Here is a 16211-nt window from a genome sequence, read left to right on the forward strand (position 1 = left end):
TCCCGCTCAGGCGATGCGCTTGCGGTCGCGCCAGGCGGTCGCCGCCGTCGCCGCGATGACGATCAGCCCGACCACCACGCGCTGCCAGGTTGTGTCGATGCCGAGGATGATGAGGCTGTTGGTGATGACCACCAGCGTCAGCCCGCCGAGGATGGTGCCGATGACCGAGCCGCGCCCGCCGAAGATGCTGGCGCCGCCGAGCACCACGGCGGCGATCACGTCGAGCTCGAGGCCCACCATGTCGCGGGGGTTGGCGGTCCAGATCATCGCGCCGTGCAGCAGCCCGGCGAAGCCGGCGATGGCGCCGGCAAGGCCGTAGATCAGGAAGGTGGTCTGGCGGATGTTGAAGCCGACGCGCCGTGCCGCCTCCTCGCCGCCACCGAGGGCGTAGATGCCGCGGCCGAGCATGGTGTGGCGGAGCAGCAGGTGGATCAGCAGGGCGATGACGGCGTAGACCAGCACCATGGCGGAGAGGCCGGCCTGGCTGCCATCCGCCTGGGTGACGCTGAAGAGCTGGGTGCGGGCGAAGTCGATCAGCTTCGGCGGCATCTGGTCGATGTTGATCTGGCTGGTGCCGACCACGCCGAGGATGAAGCCGCGCACCGCCGTGCCGGTGCCGAGCGTCACGATCAGCGGGATCATCCGCAGGTAGTGGACGAAGACGGCGTTGACGAGGCCGAGCAGGAGGCCGATGCCGGTCGCCATGGCGAAGGCCGGGAGGATGCTGTCGAACCCCCAGGCGATCATCGCCTTCACCGTCAGATACATGGCGGCGATGGCGAAGGCGGGGAAGGAGACGTCGATGCCGCCCGACAGCATCACCAGCAGCACGGCGAGGCCGAGGATGCCGGTGATGACGCTGGCGCGCAGCAGGCTGAAGAGGTTGGAGGGCTGCCAGAAGAGCGGGTTGACGAGGCCGATGGTGACGACCGTCACGACGAGGACGGCGGCGACCATCAGCTCCGGGTGGCGGCGGAAGGCCTGGGCGATGCCGCTCATGCCAGGGCCGCCAGCTGCTCGCCGAGAGCGGTCTCGCTCGTCGCCTCGACGGGCGTGTCGGAGACGAGGCGGCCGCGGTGCAGCACCAGGATGCGGTTGCAGTTCTCGACCAGCTCGGGGAGGTCGTCGGAGATCATCAGCACTCCCAGGCCGCGGGCGCGGGCGAGTTCGCGGATCTTGCGGTGGATGCCGGATTTGGAGCCGACATCGACGCCGACCGTGGGGCCGTTCAGGATCAGCAGGCGCGGGTCGTTGAGCAGCCAGCGGCCGATCACCACGCGCTGCTGGTTGCCGCCCGAGAGCTGGGTGACGGGGCGGTCGCCGGTCGGGGTGGCGATGGCCATCTCGCGGATCATCCCCGCCGCGTCGCGGGCGGCACGGCCGGGCTGGATGATGCCGGCGCGGCTCAGGCGGCCGAGCGAGGTGGCCAGCATGTTGCGGTCGATGGTTTGGGCGAGGAAGAGGCCTTCGGTCAGGCGGTCCTCCGGGACGTAGGCGATGCCGTGGTCGATGGCGCGCTGCACGCTGTCGAGCCGCACCTCACGCCCGGCGATGCGGATGCGGCCCGTATAGCCGGGCTGCATGCCGAAGAGGGCGAGGGCGAGTTCCGTGCGACCGGAGCCGAGCAGGCCGGAGACGCCGACGATCTCGCCGGGGAGGATGTGGAGGGAAACATCCTCAAGCTGGCCGGGGATGGTGAGGTTCTCGACCTCCAGCAACGGGGCGGCGTTGGGGGTGGGCTCCCAGCGATAGCCTTCGGCGGCGATCTCCTGGCCGGTCATCGCCCGGGTGATGGCGGCCTCGTCGAATTCGGCGATGGGGCCGGCGGCGACGACGCGGCCGCTGCGGATGACGGTGAGGCGCTCGCTGATCTCCAGCATCTCGCGCATCTTGTGGCTGACGAAGAGCACGGCGATGCCCCGCGACTGGATGTCGCGCACCACGCGGAACAGCGCCGCGACCTCGCGGCCCGTCAGCGCCGTGGTCGGCTCGTCCATGATGAGCAGGCGGGGGTCCGACATCAGGGCGCGGGCGATGGCGACGAGCTGCTTGCCGGAGGTGGGCAGGGTCTCGACCAGCGCGTCCAGCGGGAGGTCGACGCCGAGGCGGTCGATGGCGCGGCGGGCGATCTCGCGCACGCGGCGCCAGGAGACGAGCTTGCGGCCCTCCTGCAATTCGCTGCTGAGCGCCAGGTTTTCCGCGACCGAGAGATTCCCGAACAGGGAGAAGTCCTGGTAGATCACCTGTACGCCATGGGCGATGGCGGCGCGGGGCGTCATGCCCTCGATCCGCTGCCCGTCGATCAGCAGCTCGCCCTGGTCGGGCTGCCAGACGCCCGAGATGACCTTGATGAGCGTCGACTTGCCGGAGCCGTTCTCCCCGGCCAGGCAATGGATCTCGCCCCGCCCGATCGAGAGCGACACGTCCTCGAGGGCGCGCACGGCGGCGAAGCTCTTGCCGACATGGCGCAATTCGATGAGCGGGGCGGACATTCGGTTAGAAGTTGTACTGGGCCATGTTGTCCTTGGTCACGCCGACCCAGCCCTGGCCGACGAGGATGTTCGGCCGCTTCGGGTCCGGCGCCTGGAGGCTGTTGTAGCCGGCGAGGCCGAGGTCGAGCCCGGCCTTCACCGGCTTCTTCGCCAGCGCCATGACGGCGAGGATGTTCATGGCATAGCCGGCGGCCGCCGGGTCCCAGAACTGGATGTAGTTGATGTCGCCGTTGCGCAGGTACTGCCCGGCGACGGAGACGAGGCCGGTGCCGGAGAAGAACAGCTTGCCCGCCAGCTTGCGCTCGGCGATCAGCCGGCCGGCGCCCGCCGAGGTCGGCATCGGCGCGCCGAGGATGCCCTTCAGGTCCGGGTAGGCCGTCAGGACTTCCTTCAGCTTGTTGTAGTCGGTGGTCGCGTCGTCATAGGTCTCGATGCGGCGCGTCGCCTCCTGCATCTTCGGGAAGTGCTGCTTCTGGTAGGCGACGGCGCCGTCGATCCATTCCATCTGCGACTGCGAGGTGAGGCTGCCGACGGTGGCGACATACTTGCCCTCGCCGCCCATGTCGCGCGCCAGCACCTCCATCAGCTTGGCGCCATAGGCGTGGTTGTCGAAAGCCTCGATGTCGTAGTCGATGTTCTCGAGCCCCGAGGCCTCGTGCGAGATGACGGTGATGCCCTGGCGCCGCGCCTTCCGCAGCACCGGCTCCACCGCCTCGACCGAGAAGGGGACGATGCAGATGGCGTCGACGCCCTGGGCGATCAGCCCCTCGACGAGCTGGACCTGGGCCGCGGCATCGGCGGCGCTCGGGCCGACCATCCAGGTGTCGTGGCCCTGGTCGGCGCCGAACTGCTTCACGCCGGCGCGCATGCGGTCGAACCAGGCGATGCCGTCCACCTTCACCACGGTGGCGATGCTGTACTTCTTCGTCGCGCGGGCGCTGATGTCGCGCGAGACCTTGCTGGCGTCCACCGCCGAGCCCTGCGCCCAGGCCGGGCGGCCGAGGGTTGCCGCCATCAGCCCGCCCGCCGCGAGGGCGCCGAGGCTCCGCCTGTTGATTCCGTTCATTGGTGTCTCTCCCTGTACCCGGGTTTTAATAGCCGCTGCCGGCCGGCGCGCCGGTGACCAGCGCGACGCCGGAGCTCGCCCCGATCCGCGTGGCGCCGGCGGCGATCATCGCCTCGGCGGTCGCGCGGGTCCGGATTCCGCCGGAGGCCTTCACTCCCAACGCATCGCCGACCACCTCGCGCATCAGCGCCACGTCGGCGGCGGTCGCGCCGCCGGTGGAGAAGCCGGTCGAGGTCTTGACGAAATCGGCGCCCGCTTCGGCGGCCAGGCGGCAGGCGAGGCGCTTCTGCGCGTCGTCGAGCAGGCAGGTCTCGATGATGACCTTCAGCACGCGGCCGGGGCAGGCGGCGCGGACGGCGGCGATGTCCTCGCGCACCGCATCCGCCCGGCCTTCGCGGAGGGCGCCGATGGCGATGACCATGTCGATCTCGTCGGCGCCGTTGCGGACGGCGTTGGCCGTCTCGGCGGCCTTGTCGGCGGGCGTCGTCGCGCCGAGGGGGAAGGCGACGACGGAGCAGGTGCGGACCGCGCTGCCGCGCAGCAGGCCGGCGACCAGCGGGACGTGGACGGGGTTCACGCAGACCGAGGCGAAGCCGTGCTCGCGGGCCTCGGCGCAGTAGCGGCGCAACTCCGCCTCGCTCGTTTCCGGCTTCAGCAAGGTGTGGTCGATCAGCGACGCCAACGCGATCGGGGCCTGGGTCATGCGGCGGGACGTCCTCGGTATTGTTAAAATTTTAACGCGTGTTATTGTTCTAACATCGATGATCCGGGCGTCAAGCACACCAACCTGGGAGCGGCCATGACGGGCAGCGCGCGGCACGGCGCCCGGCTCGGGCGGTTGCAGGCGATGGTGGCGGCGGACGGCCCGGTGCGGCTGGAGGCGGCGGCGGCGGCGCTCGGCGTGTCCTCCATGACCCTGCGGCGGGACCTGGCGCGGCCGGGCCTCGGCATCAGCCTGCTCGGCGGGCATGTGGTGCCGCTCGGGACCGGTGCGGGATATGCGCTGGAGCGGGAAGAGGGCAGCCATCTCGCCGCCAAGCGCCAGGCGGCGCGGCATGCGGCGGCGCTGGTGGACGAGGGCGACACCCTCTTCATCGATTGCGGCACCACCATGCCGCATCTGGTGGAGGCGCTGCGGCCGGGCATCTTCCTCACCGTCCTCTGCTATGCGCTCAACATCGCCACGCTGCTCAGCCGGCGGCCGCGGACGCAGCTCATCCTGCTTGGCGGGCTGTTCCACCCGGCCTCCGCGACCTTCGCCTCAGACGAGGCGCTGGCCAGCCTCCGACGCATCCGCATCAACAAGGCCTTCCTCTCGGCCGGCGGGGTGGATGCGGAGGCGGGCGTCACCTGCACCAATTTCAACGAGGTGCCGGTGAAGCAGGCTGCCATGGCCGCCGCCGCGCAATCCATCCTGGTGGTGGATGCGAGCAAGCTGGGGCGGCTGACGCCAGCGCATTTCGCCGCTGCCACCGCCTTTGACCGCATTGTGACCAGCCCGCTCGCCGACCCCGAGGCCGCCGTGCCGCTGCGCCGCGCCGGGGTCACGGTGGATGAGGCAGATTGACCCCCAGACCAGCAGGCGAGGCCGGCATGCAGGACATCGTCATCGGCGTGGATGTGGGGACGGGCAGCGCGCGGGCGGGGGCCTTCACCGCCAAGGGCGGGATGCTCGGGCAGGCGAGCCAGGCGATCCGCCTATGGAAGCCGCGGGCGGAGTTCGCGCAGCAATCGTCGGCGGATATCTGGGCCGCCGTGTGTGCCGCCGTGCGGGGGGCGATGGCGGGGCTCGATCCGGCGCGGGTGCGGGGCATCGGCTTCGATGCCACCTGCTCGCTGGTCGTGCTGGATGCGGCGGGGGCGCCCGTCTCCGTCAGCCCGGACAGCGAGGCGGAGCAGGACATCATCGTCTGGATGGACCACCGCGCCGCGGCCGAGGCGGAGGCCATCAATGCCGGCGGGCATGACGTGCTGCGCTATGTCGGCGGGCGCATCTCGCTGGAGATGCAGGTGCCGAAGCTGCTCTGGCTGAAGCGGCACCTGCCGGCGGCCTGGGAGAGGGCGGCGCTGTTCCTGGACCTACCGGATTTCCTCACCTGGCGGGCGACGGGCAGCAGCGCGCGGTCGCTCTGCTCCACCGTCTGCAAATGGACCTATCTCGGGCAGGAGGGGCGGTGGGACGAGGGCTTCTTCCGGGCCATTGGCCTCGGCGAACTGGCCGATGACGGTTTCCGCCGCATCGGCACGGAGATCCTGCCCGTCGGCCATCCCATCTCCGGCGGGCTGCGGGCGGAGGCGGCAGCGGAGCTTGGCCTGCCGCCCGGCATCGCCGTTGGTGCCTCGGCGATCGACGCCCATGCCGGCGGCCTCGGGACGATCGGCGCGGCGCTCGACGGCAGGGCGCCGGATGCGGAGGCGCTGCGCCATCGCTTGGCGCTGATCGGCGGCACGTCGAGTTGCCACATGGCCGTCTCGGCGGAGCCGCGCTTCGTGCCGGGGGTCTGGGGGCCCTACTACTCGGCGATGCAGCCTGGCCTTTGGCTGAACGAGGGCGGGCAATCGGCGACGGGCGCGCTGATCGACCACGTCATCACCACCCACGCCGCCTATCCCGCGCTGGCGGAGGAGGCGCGGCAGGCGGGCGAGACGGTCTATGCGTGCCTCAATGCGCGCGTCGCCGCACTCGCCGCCCCGCTCGCCTTCCCCGCGCTGCTGACCGAGGGACTGCATCTGCTGCCGGATTTCCACGGCAACCGCTCGCCGCTGGCGGATGCAGGGATGCGGGGGATGGTCTCGGGGCTCGGCCTCGCGGCGGGGGCGGATGACCTGGCGCGGCTCTACCTCGCCACCATCCAGGGCATCGCGCTTGGCACGCGGCATATCGTCGATGCGCTGGATGGCGAGGGCTATGCGATCGATACGCTGCTCGCCAGCGGCGGCGGGACGAAGAACCCGGTCTTCCTCCGCGAGCATGCCGATGCCACCGGTTGCCGCATCGTGTTGCCGGAGGAGCCGGAGGCGGTGCTGCTCGGCGCGGCGATGCTAGGGGCCGTCGCGGCCGGGCTGCATCCCGGCTTGCCGGCGGCGATGGCGGCAATGAGCCGGGCAGGCGAAGTGATCCGGCCCGACCCGGCCACGTGGCGCTACCATGAGGCCAAGTATGCGGTCTTCCGCCGCATGCAGGCCGACCAGATGGCCTATCGCACCATCATGGCCGGGGCGTGAGGAAGGGGGCAAAGCCTCCTTCCTCAATCGTTCAGCGCTGCGCCGCCGCCGGGAAGGCGAAGTTGTCGAAGCTGCTCTCGGCGATGCGGAACCACTGGTATTCCTCCTGCCGATAGGCGCGGTAGGCGGTCCAGATCTTCTTGAAACGCTCGCTCCGGCCGGAGAGCTCATCATACATCGCGTTCGCCTCGGTCCAGGCGGCCTGCAGGATTTCACGCGGCCAGGGGCGGAGCTGGGCACCGGCGGCGACCAGGCGGCGCAGCGCCTGCGGGTTCAGGTGGTCGTACTGGGCGAGCATGTTGGCATTGGCCTCGCCGCAGGCGACTTCCAGCGCGGCCTTGTAGCTGTCGGGCAGCTTCGCAATTGCATCCTTGTTGATGATCAGATGCAGGTGCGCGCCGGCTTCCCAGAAGCCCGGATAGTAGTAGTAGCGGGCGACGCGGACGAAGCCGAGCTTCTCGTCGTCATGCGGGCCGACGAACTCCACCGCGTCCAGCGCGCCGCGCTCGAGCGAGGGGTAGATGTCGGCCGGGGCGATCGCCTGCGGCACGGCGCCGAGCCGGGCGAAGAGCTGGCCGTTGAGGCCGGGGGTGCGGAACTTCAGCCCCTTCAGTTCGGCGAGGCTCTTCACCTCGTTGCGGAACCAGCCGCCCATCTGCGCGCCGGTGTCGCCGGCGGGGAAGCCGACGCAGTTGAAGTCGGCCAGCATCTCGTCGCAGAGCGCCTGGCCGCCGCCATACTGGAGCCAGGCCATGTTCTGCCGGGCGTTCAGGCCGAAGGGCACGCCGGTGAAGAAGCTCAGCGCCGGGTCCTTGCCGGCGAAGTAGTAGAGCGGGGCGTGGCCGCCCTCGAGCGAGCCGGACTGCACCGCGTCGAGCACCTGCGGGCCGGGCACGACCTCGCCGGCGGGGAAGAAGCGGATGCGGAAGCGGTTGTCGGTGAGCTGGCCGACGCGCTTGGCGATGGTCTCGCCGGTGCCGAAGAGGACGTCGAGGTTGCGCGGAAAGGCGGAGGAGACGCGCCAGTTCACCTCGGGCGCGGACTGGGCCATGGCCGGCGCGGCCAGGGCGGGTGTGACCAGGGCTGCGCCCAGGATCAGGCGGCGGTTCATCGGTGTCGGTTCCTCCCGGAGGGGACCGAACATTGCGTTCGGCCCATGCGATGTGGCGCATGGAAAAGCCCGAACGGGCCCCGGAGGCAATACCCTAACGAAGGAAACGGACGGCATGGCGGATGCGGGCGGGTTGCGGCGGTCCTGGCTGGCGGTGCCGCTGGTGGCGATCGGCGGCTGCGTGGATGCGATCGGCTGGCTGCGGCTGCAGGAGCTTTTCGTCAGCTTCATGAGCGGGACGAGCACGATGCTCGGCGTGGCGGTGGCGGAGCGGCAGCCGGACCGGGCGGCGGAGCTGGGGGTGGTGGTGGCGCTCTTCGCCCTCGGCGCGGTGGTGGGGGCCGGGCTGGCGCGGCTGGCCGGGCAGTGGCGGGCAGCGGTGGTGCTGGCCGTGGTGGCGGCGCTGATCGGATGCGGATGGCGGCTGCCCTCGGTGAGCGGGGCGGGGTTGCCGCCGATGGCCTTCGCGGTGGTCCCGGCGATGGGGGCGCTGAACCTGGCCCTGCCGGGGGTAGGCGGCATCACCTTCGTCACCGGTTCGCTCACGCGCTTTGCCGACGCGCTGGTGGCGGCGCTGGCGGGGTCGGGGCGGCATGGGGCCTGGGTTGTGCAACTCGCGGCCTGGGCGGCGCTGGTGGTCGGCGCCACGACCGGCGCCTGGCTGGAAGCGCGGATGGGGCAGGACGCGCTGGTAGTGCCAGCCCTGGCCGCGGCGGTGGCGGCGGTGGCGGCGATCCGGCTGGCGTGAGGCTGGCCAGGCGAAGCCCAGGTCTTTTCGCCCTGGATATGCCCGCCGGCTTGCCGATGCGGTCGGTCCTGGCGTTGCCTTCCTGCGTGGAACGGGCGCTGTCGCCGGCGATCATGCTCCGGCCGCGTCCAATGAGGTCTAGGCTGCGGCGGGTTCCGCCCGTGCAGGTTGTGGCAGCCGACCAACGCTCGCGGTTCCGAGCAGGCCGAACTCCGCAACATGCGGCAGGCGCCAGGCTTCGACCAACTCCGGGTTAGTCCAGGGCGGCGACAGGTCCTGGCCCGCCTCGGCGGCAGAGCGAAGCGGAACGATGAAGGCACAGTTTGCGAATTTCCGAGCCTGATCAATGGTTTCGGCTACAATATAACACGGCATGCTATGCCAGCTGATGGCCCAGGCGGGGTGATCGAGGGCTACCAAGCGAGGCTGGAGGCGGAAGACGGCCATAACATCGTGTCCATGTTGCAATATGCTGATTAAATTTCCCGTCCTGCGCGATTGGTTCCACTCGCGTTGTCGTTATCTCTATCACAACGTCGCGTTCAAAAAGTTAGATAATTTTTTATTCCTGCAAATTTTGCCGCTGATCAGGACAATGTGCCAGCACCTCGCAGCAGCACCGCGACTGCCAGGACCAGCTGGGCGAAGTTGAGCAGCACCGAGAGGCGATGGGCGCGGTCGAAGCGGGGCTTGGCCGCTGCGTCCCCGGCCTGGGCGGCATCCGACAGCCGGTTGATGCGGGGCATCAGCCCCTGGCGGAGCCAGATCGTCAGCGCCGCGACCAATGCCATGGCCAGCGCATCCTTCGGGCGGCCCGGGGCGAGGGCGAGGGCAGCAATGCCCGCGGTGGCGATCAGCCAGAGATAGTAGACGGGGAAAAGCTGGCGGATGAAGCGCCCAGCCCATTCGGGCGGCAGCTTGGTGAAGACCAGCGGCGCCACCACCGCGACGAAGAACGCCATGCCGCCGAGCAGCAGGGCGAGGCTGAGCGATGCGAGTGCGGAGAGGATCATGCGGCGGCGGAGATGGCCCCGCCGCCGCGCTTGGCAAGCCTCAGTAGCGGTACTGCTCGGCCTTGAAGGGGCCCTGCTCCGGCACGCCGATATAGGCAGCCTGCTGCGCCGAGAGCTTGGTCAGCTTGGCGCCGACCTTCTCGAGATGCAGCGCGGCCACCTTCTCGTCGAGGTGCTTCGGCAGGACGTAGACCCGCTTCTCGTACTTGCCCGGGTTCGCCCAGAGCTCGATCTGCGCCAGCGTCTGGTTGGTGAAGCTGGCCGACATGACGAAGCTCGGATGGCCGGTGGCGTTGCCGAGATTCACCAGCCGCCCCTCGGAGAGCAGGATGATGCGCTTGCCGTCGGGGAACTCGACCTCATCGACCTGCGGCTTCACGTTCTGCCACTTCAGGTTCTTCAGCGCGGCGACCTGGATCTCGCTGTCGAAATGGCCGATGTTGCAGACGATGGCGCGGTGCTTCATCGCCCGCATGTGGTCGATGGTGATGACGTCCACATTGCCCGTGGCGGTGACGAAGATGTCGGCGCGCGGCGCGGCATCCTCCATCGTCACCACCTCGTAGCCCTCCATCGCGGCCTGCAGGGCGCAGATCGGGTCCGCTTCGGAAACCATGACGCGGCAGCCGGCATTGCGCAGCGAGGCGGCCGAGCCCTTGCCGACATCGCCGAAGCCCGCGACCATCGCCACCTTGCCGGACATCATCACGTCCGTGCCGCGGCGGATGCCGTCCACCAGCGATTCACGGCAACCGTAGAGGTTGTCGAATTTCGACTTGGTGACGCTGTCGTTCACGTTGATGGCGGGGAAGAGCAGCTTCCCTTCCTTCGCCATGATGTAGAGGCGGTGCACGCCCGTCGTCGTCTCCTCGGAGACACCCCGGATGCTGGCGGCGAGCTTGGCGAACCAGCCCGGCTTCGTCGTCAGGCAGTCCTTGATAAGGGCGAAGAAGACCTCCTCCTCCTCATTGGTCGCCTTGTCGAGGAAGGCGACATCGCCCTGCTCGGCGCGCAGGCCGTAATGGACGAGGAGGGTCATGTCGCCGCCGTCGTCGAGCAGCATGTTCGGCTCGCCGCCATCGGCCCACTCCAGTGTCTTCTGCACGTAGGACCAGTATTCCGGCAGGGTCTCGCCCTTCACCGCGAAGACCGGGGTGCCAGCGGCGGCGATGGCGGCCGCGGCGTGGTCCTGGGTCGAGAAGATGTTGCAGGAGGACCAGCGGACATCGGCGCCGAGGGCCTTCAGCGTCTCGATGAGCACGGCGGTCTGGATGGTCATGTGCAGGCAGCCGGCGATGCGGGCGCCCTTCAGCGGCTCCGAGGAGCCATATTCGCGCCGGACCGCCATCAGGCCGGGCATCTCGTCCTCGGCCATGGCGATCTCCTTCCGGCCCCAATCGGCCAGGCTGAGATCCTTCACGATGCTGTCGGCCATCTGCGCATTCCCTGAAACAGGCGGTTCGGCGGGGCGCTTAGCATGGGCACGCAGCGCTGGCCAGGGGTTTGCGACGAGACATAAGGATATCTTTATGTTTGATTTAGAAATGAGACCGACAGGCTGCATCCTTCCCGGGCCCCGGCCGTTTCTCCTCCAAGGTCGCATGAGGCGGCCCCACAGGAGGACGCCATGATCGATATGAGCAAGATCGCCGAACACATGGAGGTCGTCGGCTCGGACGGGCAGCATGTCGGCACCGTCGATTCCCTCGATTCGACCCGGCTGAAGCTGACCAAGCAGGACCCGGCCTCTGGCGGGCAGCACCGCTACCTGCCCTTCGGCGCCATCGCCCGGGTCGAGGAGAACGTCGTGCACCTTTCCATCCCCGCCAGCGAGGCGCGCGGGATGACGGAGACGCGGGGCAACGACCCGGTCTAGCCGGGGCGGCGGGCCGCGATCCGGTGGCCGCGCTCCCCGCCTGGAGCAAACTCCGATCGGTTGATTCAACTGATCGGAGTAACTTGCTCGTAAAAACAATAGGCTAGAGCGGGCTCCATGAGCCAGCGCGAACGGAAACCGCTCTAGTTGCGCTCCGCCGGCGTCGGCAGGACCGCGCCGGTGCTGCTCGTCACGGGCGGCCCGAGGCGGTTGTCGATATCCGCCTGGCGGCGCTGCCGGTAGGCGCTGCGATAGGTGGCATAGGGGTCGAGCGAGCTGCGCCGCATCTCATCGATCGGGTCGATCAGCGCCTCCCGCGTATCGACCAGGCTGAGGCCGGCGCGGGAGTAGCGGAACGCATCCACCGCGGCGCCCGTGCCGAGGAAGGTGGCGGCGCTTGCCGCGCCATCGACGCCGGAGCCGGCCAGGTCGCGCGGATTGCTTGGGCCGAGCACGGGCAGGACGAGATAAGGTCCCTCGCCGACGCCCCAGGTGGCCAGCGTCTGGCCAAAATCCTCGGAGTGGCGCGGCACGCCGAACCAGGCCTCCGCCACGTCGAAGATGCCGGCCACGCCCACCGTGCTGTTTAGCACGAAGCGGCCGAGCGTGTCGCCCGCCCGGCGGGACTGGCCCTGCATCATGTCGTTGGCCAGCACGATCGGGCTGCGCAGGTTGTTCAGCAGGTTGCGGATGCCGGTCCGCACCGGGCGGGGGATGCGGGTTCGGTACTCGACCGCAACGGGACGGGCCAGCCTGCGGTCCAGCCACTCGTTCGCCTCGTAGACGCGGCGGTTTGCCGGCTCCAGCGGGTCGTTGGCGGCGCGGTACTCGGCCAGGGCCTCCGGGTCGGAGGCGGGCGGCGCGGTGGCGCAGCCGGCGAGGGAGAGAACAGCCAGGGCAGGCACCAGCCGCCGCAGGCATGCGATGTGCGGTCTCATCCTTCGGGTCCTCCGCGCTGGCGAGGCGGAAGGATGCCGCTGGCCGGCAGCGGCGCAAAGCCCCGTTCCGCCACCACCCGCCTCGCCTCCCCTGCCGCGACTGGAGTATGAAGCGCCACGCCCATGGCGGCGTCAGAACAGCGAGTGGAGGGATAGCGCCGGCATGGCGGTTGAGGACAGCCCGCGGACCACATCCGGCGAAGCCGTGCGCATCCAGGCCCAGATGAAGGCCCTGGCGGAGGCCGCCGGCCGGGTGATGCGCGCGCCCGGCCTGCAGGCCACGCTCCAGGCGATCACCGACGCGGCGCGGAACATCGTCGGCGCCCATCAGTCGGTATGCAGCCTGACCCGGGGGAGGGACTGGTCGCAGTCGATCAGCGCCGTCTCACTCTCGGCGAAATACGCAACCTGGCAGGATTATGCGACGGGCCCGGACGGTTCCGGCATCTATGCCTGGGTGTGCGAGGAGAACCGCCCGGTGCGGATGACCCAGGCGGAGCTGGAGGCGCATCCGCGCTGGCGCGGCTTCGGCGCGAAGTCCCTCGAGCATCCGCCGATGCACGGCTGGCTGGCGGCGCCGCTGCTCGGCAATGACGGGCGCAACCTCGGCCTCATCCAGCTTTCCGACAAGATCGGGGGCGAGTTCGACGAGGCGGACGAGGCGATCGTCGTGCAGCTCGCGCAATTCGCCGCATCGGCCATCGAGCGGGCCGAGGTCGAATCCTCGCTGCGCGAGAGCGAGGCGCGCTTCCGCCACATGGCCGACAGCGCGCCGGCCCTCATCTGGATGACGGATGAGCAGGGACGGCAGGTCTTCGCCAACATGCATCACGACTACCTCTTCGGCCGGCCCGCCGCCGAGATGCTCGGCGAGGGCTGGCGCGAGGTGGTGTGGCCGGAAGACCTTCCGGGGCACGAGGCCGCGTTCCGCGAGGCCTTCGCGGCGCGGCGCCCCTACCGACGGGAGCTGCGCGTCATCGACCGCCATGGCGCGGTGCGCTGGCTGCGCTGCGAGGGCGTCGTCCGGCTCGACGACCATGGCCGCTTCCTCGGCTATACCGGGTGCAGCGTCGACATCTCCGCGGCCAAGCATGCCGAGGCGGAATTGCGCCGGCTGAACGAGACGCTGGAGCGGCGCGTGGCCGAGCGCACGGCGCAGCTCGCCGCCAGCGAGGTGCGCTTCCGCACCTATTTCGAGAGCTCGCCCGACCTCGTCTTCCTCATCAAGGTCTCGCCCGAGGGCGTGGCCTGTTTCGAAGCCATCAACCCGGCGGCGGAACGCTTCACCGGGATGAAGGCCGCCGATACCATCGGCTGGCCGGTCGAGACGGTGCTGCCCCCCGCCATCGCCGAGACCATCGCCCAGCGTTACCGCCGCTGCGCCGAGGAGCAGCGGCGCATGACCTACGAGACCGTCTACGAGGTGGAGGGCGAGCGGCGGGTCGCCGATGTCATCCTGGTGCCGATGGGCGAGGCGGAGGGCGGCGGGCGGCTCGTCCTCGGCAATGCGCGCGACATCACCCGGACCCAGGCGCTGGAGGAGCAGCTCCGCCAGGCGCAGAAGATGGAGGCGGTCGGACAGCTCACCGGCGGCATCGCGCATGATTTCAACAACCTGCTGACCGGCATCATCGGCGCGCTGGCGATACTGGAACGCCGGGTGGAGGCCGGGCAGGTGGAGGGGCTCGAGCGCTACACCAGCGTGGCGGTCACTTCGGCGCAGCGGGCCGCGGCGCTGACCCAGCGGCTGCTCGCCTTCGCCCGCCGCCAGCCGCTCGACCCACGTCCGGTCGAGGCCAATCGCCTGATCGCGGGAATGGAGGAGCTGCTGCGGCGGACGCTGGGCCCCGCCATCGTCCTGGAATTGCGGCTGGCCGAGGGGCTCTGGCCGACGCGCTGCGACCCGAACCAGCTGGAGAACGCGATCCTCAACCTGGCGATCAATGCGCGGGATGCCATGCCGGAGGGCGGGCGCCTCACCATCGGCACCGAAACCTCCGTGCTGGACCAGGCGGCCGCGCGGGCGATCGGGGGCGAGTTGCTGCCCGGGGAATACGTGACGATCAACGTCGGCGACACCGGCACGGGCATGCCGCCCGAGGTGCTGGAGCGCGCCTTCGAGCCCTTCTTCACCACCAAGCCGATCGGCCAGGGGACCGGGCTTGGGCTTTCCATGCTCTACGGCTTCGTCAAGCAGTCCGGCGGGCATGTGCGGGTGGAGAGCGCGGCGGGGCAGGGCACCGTCTTCCGGCTCACCCTGCCGCGGCACCGCGGCACGCCGGACCGGGCCGAGGCGGAGGAGCGCGACGGCCGGGCGCCACGATCCGGCCGCGGCGAGACGGTGCTGGTGGTGGAAGACGAGCCCTCGGTGCGCCTGCTCATCATCGAGACGCTGAAGGATCTCGGTTATGCCACGCTGGAGACGGCGGACGGGCCGGCCGGGCTCGAGGCCATCCGCTCCGGCGCGCGGATCGACCTGCTCGTCACCGATGTCGGCCTGCCGGGGATGAACGGCCGGCAGCTGGCGGATGCGGCGCGGGAGCTGCGGCCGGGGCTGAAGGTGCTTTTCGTCACGGGCTACGCGCACAACACGCTGGGCGATCAGGCTCCGCTGCAGCCGGGGATGGAGTTGCTGACCAAGCCCTTCTCGCTGACGGAGCTGGGGCGCCGCATCCACGCCCTGATCGACAGCTAGCTACCGCCGCCGCAGCGCGAAGGGCAGGGCGGCCAGGCCAAGCAGCACGGCGAACCAGAGCGTCGCCAGCCGCACGAGGATGGTGGCGACGATGGCGGCCGGCTCCGGCACCCCGACCAGGCGCAGCAAGCCGAGCAGGCCGATATCCGCCGCGCCGAGCCCGCCCGGCAGCAGCGAGACCGCCCCCGCCACGGCGGCGAGGCAGAAGACCAGCATCCCCTCGCCGAGGCCGATGGGCGTGCCCAGCGCATGCACCACCAGCATCAGCACCAGGCATTCGGCGAGCCAGCCGAGGCAACTCAGCCCCAGCGCCGGCAGCAGCACGCCGGGGCGGCCGATGGCGGGCAGCGTGGCGCAGACCTCCCGCGCCTTGGCGAACAGGCCGGGCGCGCGGCGGAGGCGGCGCTCCGCCCAGTCGATCAGGTGCAGCAGCAGCGGCGCATGGGTCAGCGCCGCGAGCAGCGCGACGCAGGCCGCGGCAAGCACCGCCGTTACCAGCAGGTAGTGGCTGGTCAGCGCGGCCCCGGCCAGCGCCAGCAGGCAGATCGCTACCATGTCCATCACCCGGTCGCCGGCGAGCAGCGGCATGCTGCGGGCATAGGGCACGCCATGATGGCGCCGCAGCAGCCAGAGCCGCACCACCTCGCCCAGCTTGCCCGGTGTCACGGTGAGGGCGAAGCCGGCGAAGAAGTAGAGCATCTGCCGCACGGGCGGCGCGGTGGCGCCGAAGGCCCGGCCGAGCAGCACCCAGCGCAGGCCGCGCAGGACGTAATTGGCGAGGGACAAGGCGAGGCAGGCGAGGATCACGCCCGGGGACAACATCGCGGCGGCCGCCATCATGTCGCTGTCGCGGGCGAACCAGAGCAGCGCGGCGCAGGCGAGCAGGAAGGCGACGAGCATCGCCGCGGTGCGCCGCAGCGCGCGGCCGAGGCGCGGCGCATCGCCTTCCTCGGCGGCCGGGGCGGACAGGATGCCGGCGTCCGGCCGAGATGCAGGGAGAGCCATGGCCCGAGGGCTTAGCGGCGCGGCCAGGCCGGGTCCACGCAC

At 70.1% G+C, this 16211-nt stretch carries 14 protein-coding genes; 5 read left to right on the forward strand and 9 right to left on the reverse strand.

Going from position 1 to position 16211, the window contains the following annotated elements; genetic code table 11:
* Window positions 1–6: 6 nt before the first annotated feature.
* From LH62_RS08720 to deoC, 4 genes are read right to left on the reverse strand one after another with little or no spacing between them, the layout of a single operon-like run.
* Window positions 7–999, reverse strand: a complete 993-nt coding sequence (locus LH62_RS08720) for an ABC transporter permease (RefSeq protein WP_052213998.1) — start codon at window positions 997–999, stop codon at window positions 7–9.
* On the reverse strand, window positions 996–2492 hold the full coding sequence (locus LH62_RS08725) for a sugar ABC transporter ATP-binding protein (protein WP_043360636.1): 1497 nt from the start codon (window positions 2490–2492) through the stop codon (window positions 996–998). Before LH62_RS08725 ends, LH62_RS08720 begins: the two co-directional genes overlap by 4 nt.
* A 4-nt stretch (window positions 2493–2496) precedes the next feature.
* Window positions 2497–3558, reverse strand: coding sequence for an autoinducer 2 ABC transporter substrate-binding protein (locus LH62_RS08730; protein WP_052214001.1), 1062 nt, complete (start codon window positions 3556–3558; stop codon window positions 2497–2499).
* A 25-nt stretch (window positions 3559–3583) separates the two neighbouring features.
* On the reverse strand, window positions 3584–4261 hold the full coding sequence (deoC, locus tag LH62_RS08735; protein ID WP_043360638.1) for a deoxyribose-phosphate aldolase: 678 nt from the start codon (window positions 4259–4261) through the stop codon (window positions 3584–3586).
* 96 nt (window positions 4262–4357) lie between these two features.
* Between deoC and LH62_RS08740 the strand changes: the two genes are divergently transcribed.
* Entirely contained in the window at window positions 4358–5125 is a 768-nt protein-coding gene (locus tag LH62_RS08740) for a DeoR/GlpR family DNA-binding transcription regulator (protein WP_043360639.1), read from the forward strand.
* 26 nt (window positions 5126–5151) lie between these two features.
* A complete protein-coding gene (locus LH62_RS08745) occupies window positions 5152–6783 on the forward strand; it encodes an FGGY-family carbohydrate kinase (protein WP_043360641.1) in 1632 nt (543 codons plus the stop codon).
* A gap of 31 nt (window positions 6784–6814) precedes the next feature.
* Here LH62_RS08745 and LH62_RS08750 read toward each other — a convergent pair whose 3' ends face one another.
* A complete protein-coding gene (locus LH62_RS08750) occupies window positions 6815–7894 on the reverse strand; it encodes a TRAP transporter substrate-binding protein (RefSeq protein ID WP_043360642.1) in 1080 nt (359 codons plus the stop codon).
* A 115-nt stretch (window positions 7895–8009) separates the two neighbouring features.
* On the opposite strand from LH62_RS08750, the gene LH62_RS08755 reads away from it, so the two are divergent.
* Window positions 8010–8642 carry a DUF1275 family protein gene (locus LH62_RS08755; RefSeq protein ID WP_043360643.1) on the forward strand — a complete coding sequence of 211 codons (633 nt, stop codon included), beginning with the start codon at window positions 8010–8012 and terminating at the stop codon, window positions 8640–8642.
* Between the two features lie 587 nt (window positions 8643–9229).
* On the opposite strand, the gene LH62_RS08760 is transcribed toward LH62_RS08755, so the two are convergent.
* Both LH62_RS08760 and ahcY read right to left on the reverse strand, forming a co-directional pair.
* A complete protein-coding gene (locus LH62_RS08760; protein ID WP_052214003.1) occupies window positions 9230–9655 on the reverse strand; it encodes a DUF4149 domain-containing protein in 426 nt (141 codons plus the stop codon).
* Window positions 9656–9695: 40 nt separating this feature from the next.
* Window positions 9696–11090, reverse strand: a complete 1395-nt coding sequence (gene ahcY / locus LH62_RS08765) for an adenosylhomocysteinase (RefSeq protein WP_043360644.1) — start codon at window positions 11088–11090, stop codon at window positions 9696–9698.
* Between the two features lie 192 nt (window positions 11091–11282).
* Here ahcY and LH62_RS08770 point away from each other — a divergent pair, with 192 nt between their 5' ends.
* Window positions 11283–11531, forward strand: a complete 249-nt coding sequence (locus LH62_RS08770; protein WP_043360646.1) for a DUF2171 domain-containing protein — start codon at window positions 11283–11285, stop codon at window positions 11529–11531.
* 143 nt (window positions 11532–11674) lie between these two features.
* On the opposite strand, the gene LH62_RS08775 is transcribed toward LH62_RS08770, so the two are convergent.
* A complete protein-coding gene (locus LH62_RS08775; RefSeq protein WP_052214005.1) occupies window positions 11675–12469 on the reverse strand; it encodes a VacJ family lipoprotein in 795 nt (264 codons plus the stop codon).
* Window positions 12470–12632: 163 nt separating this feature from the next.
* Here LH62_RS08775 and LH62_RS08780 point away from each other — a divergent pair, with 163 nt between their 5' ends.
* A complete protein-coding gene (locus tag LH62_RS08780) occupies window positions 12633–15164 on the forward strand; it encodes a PAS domain S-box protein (protein WP_052214007.1) in 2532 nt (843 codons plus the stop codon).
* Here LH62_RS08780 and LH62_RS08785 read toward each other — a convergent pair whose 3' ends face one another.
* On the reverse strand, window positions 15165–16169 hold the full coding sequence (locus LH62_RS08785; protein WP_052214010.1) for a lysylphosphatidylglycerol synthase transmembrane domain-containing protein: 1005 nt from the start codon (window positions 16167–16169) through the stop codon (window positions 15165–15167).
* Window positions 16170–16211 lie beyond the last annotated feature (42 nt).

Source organism: Belnapia sp. F-4-1, assembly GCF_000802185.1.
In the GTDB taxonomy this organism is placed as follows: Bacteria; Pseudomonadota; Alphaproteobacteria; order Acetobacterales; family Acetobacteraceae; genus Belnapia.

Excerpts from the sequence above, each read along its gene's own strand:
- LH62_RS08730 (WP_052214001.1), bottom strand. The coding sequence starts at position 3,558 with ATGAACGGAATCAACAGGCGGAGCCTCGGCGCCCTCGCGGCGGGCGGG.
- LH62_RS08720 (WP_052213998.1), bottom strand. The coding sequence starts at position 999 with ATGAGCGGCATCGCCCAGGCCTTCCGCCGCCACCCGGAGCTGATGGTC.
- LH62_RS08745 (WP_043360641.1), top strand. The coding sequence starts at position 5,152 with ATGCAGGACATCGTCATCGGCGTGGATGTGGGGACGGGCAGCGCGCGG.
- LH62_RS08740 (WP_043360639.1), top strand. The coding sequence starts at position 4,358 with ATGACGGGCAGCGCGCGGCACGGCGCCCGGCTCGGGCGGTTGCAGGCG.
- LH62_RS08760 (WP_052214003.1), bottom strand. The coding sequence starts at position 9,655 with ATGATCCTCTCCGCACTCGCATCGCTCAGCCTCGCCCTGCTGCTCGGC.
- LH62_RS08750 (WP_043360642.1), bottom strand. The coding sequence starts at position 7,894 with ATGAACCGCCGCCTGATCCTGGGCGCAGCCCTGGTCACACCCGCCCTG.
- ahcY (WP_043360644.1), bottom strand. The coding sequence starts at position 11,090 with ATGGCCGACAGCATCGTGAAGGATCTCAGCCTGGCCGATTGGGGCCGG.
- deoC (WP_043360638.1), bottom strand. The coding sequence starts at position 4,261 with ATGACCCAGGCCCCGATCGCGTTGGCGTCGCTGATCGACCACACCTTG.
- LH62_RS08725 (WP_043360636.1), bottom strand. The coding sequence starts at position 2,492 with ATGTCCGCCCCGCTCATCGAATTGCGCCATGTCGGCAAGAGCTTCGCC.
- LH62_RS08755 (WP_043360643.1), top strand. The coding sequence starts at position 8,010 with ATGGCGGATGCGGGCGGGTTGCGGCGGTCCTGGCTGGCGGTGCCGCTG.
- LH62_RS08785 (WP_052214010.1), bottom strand. The coding sequence starts at position 16,169 with ATGGCTCTCCCTGCATCTCGGCCGGACGCCGGCATCCTGTCCGCCCCG.
- LH62_RS08770 (WP_043360646.1), top strand. The coding sequence starts at position 11,283 with ATGATCGATATGAGCAAGATCGCCGAACACATGGAGGTCGTCGGCTCG.
- LH62_RS08775 (WP_052214005.1), bottom strand. The coding sequence starts at position 12,469 with ATGAGACCGCACATCGCATGCCTGCGGCGGCTGGTGCCTGCCCTGGCT.
- LH62_RS08780 (WP_052214007.1), top strand. The coding sequence starts at position 12,633 with ATGGCGGTTGAGGACAGCCCGCGGACCACATCCGGCGAAGCCGTGCGC.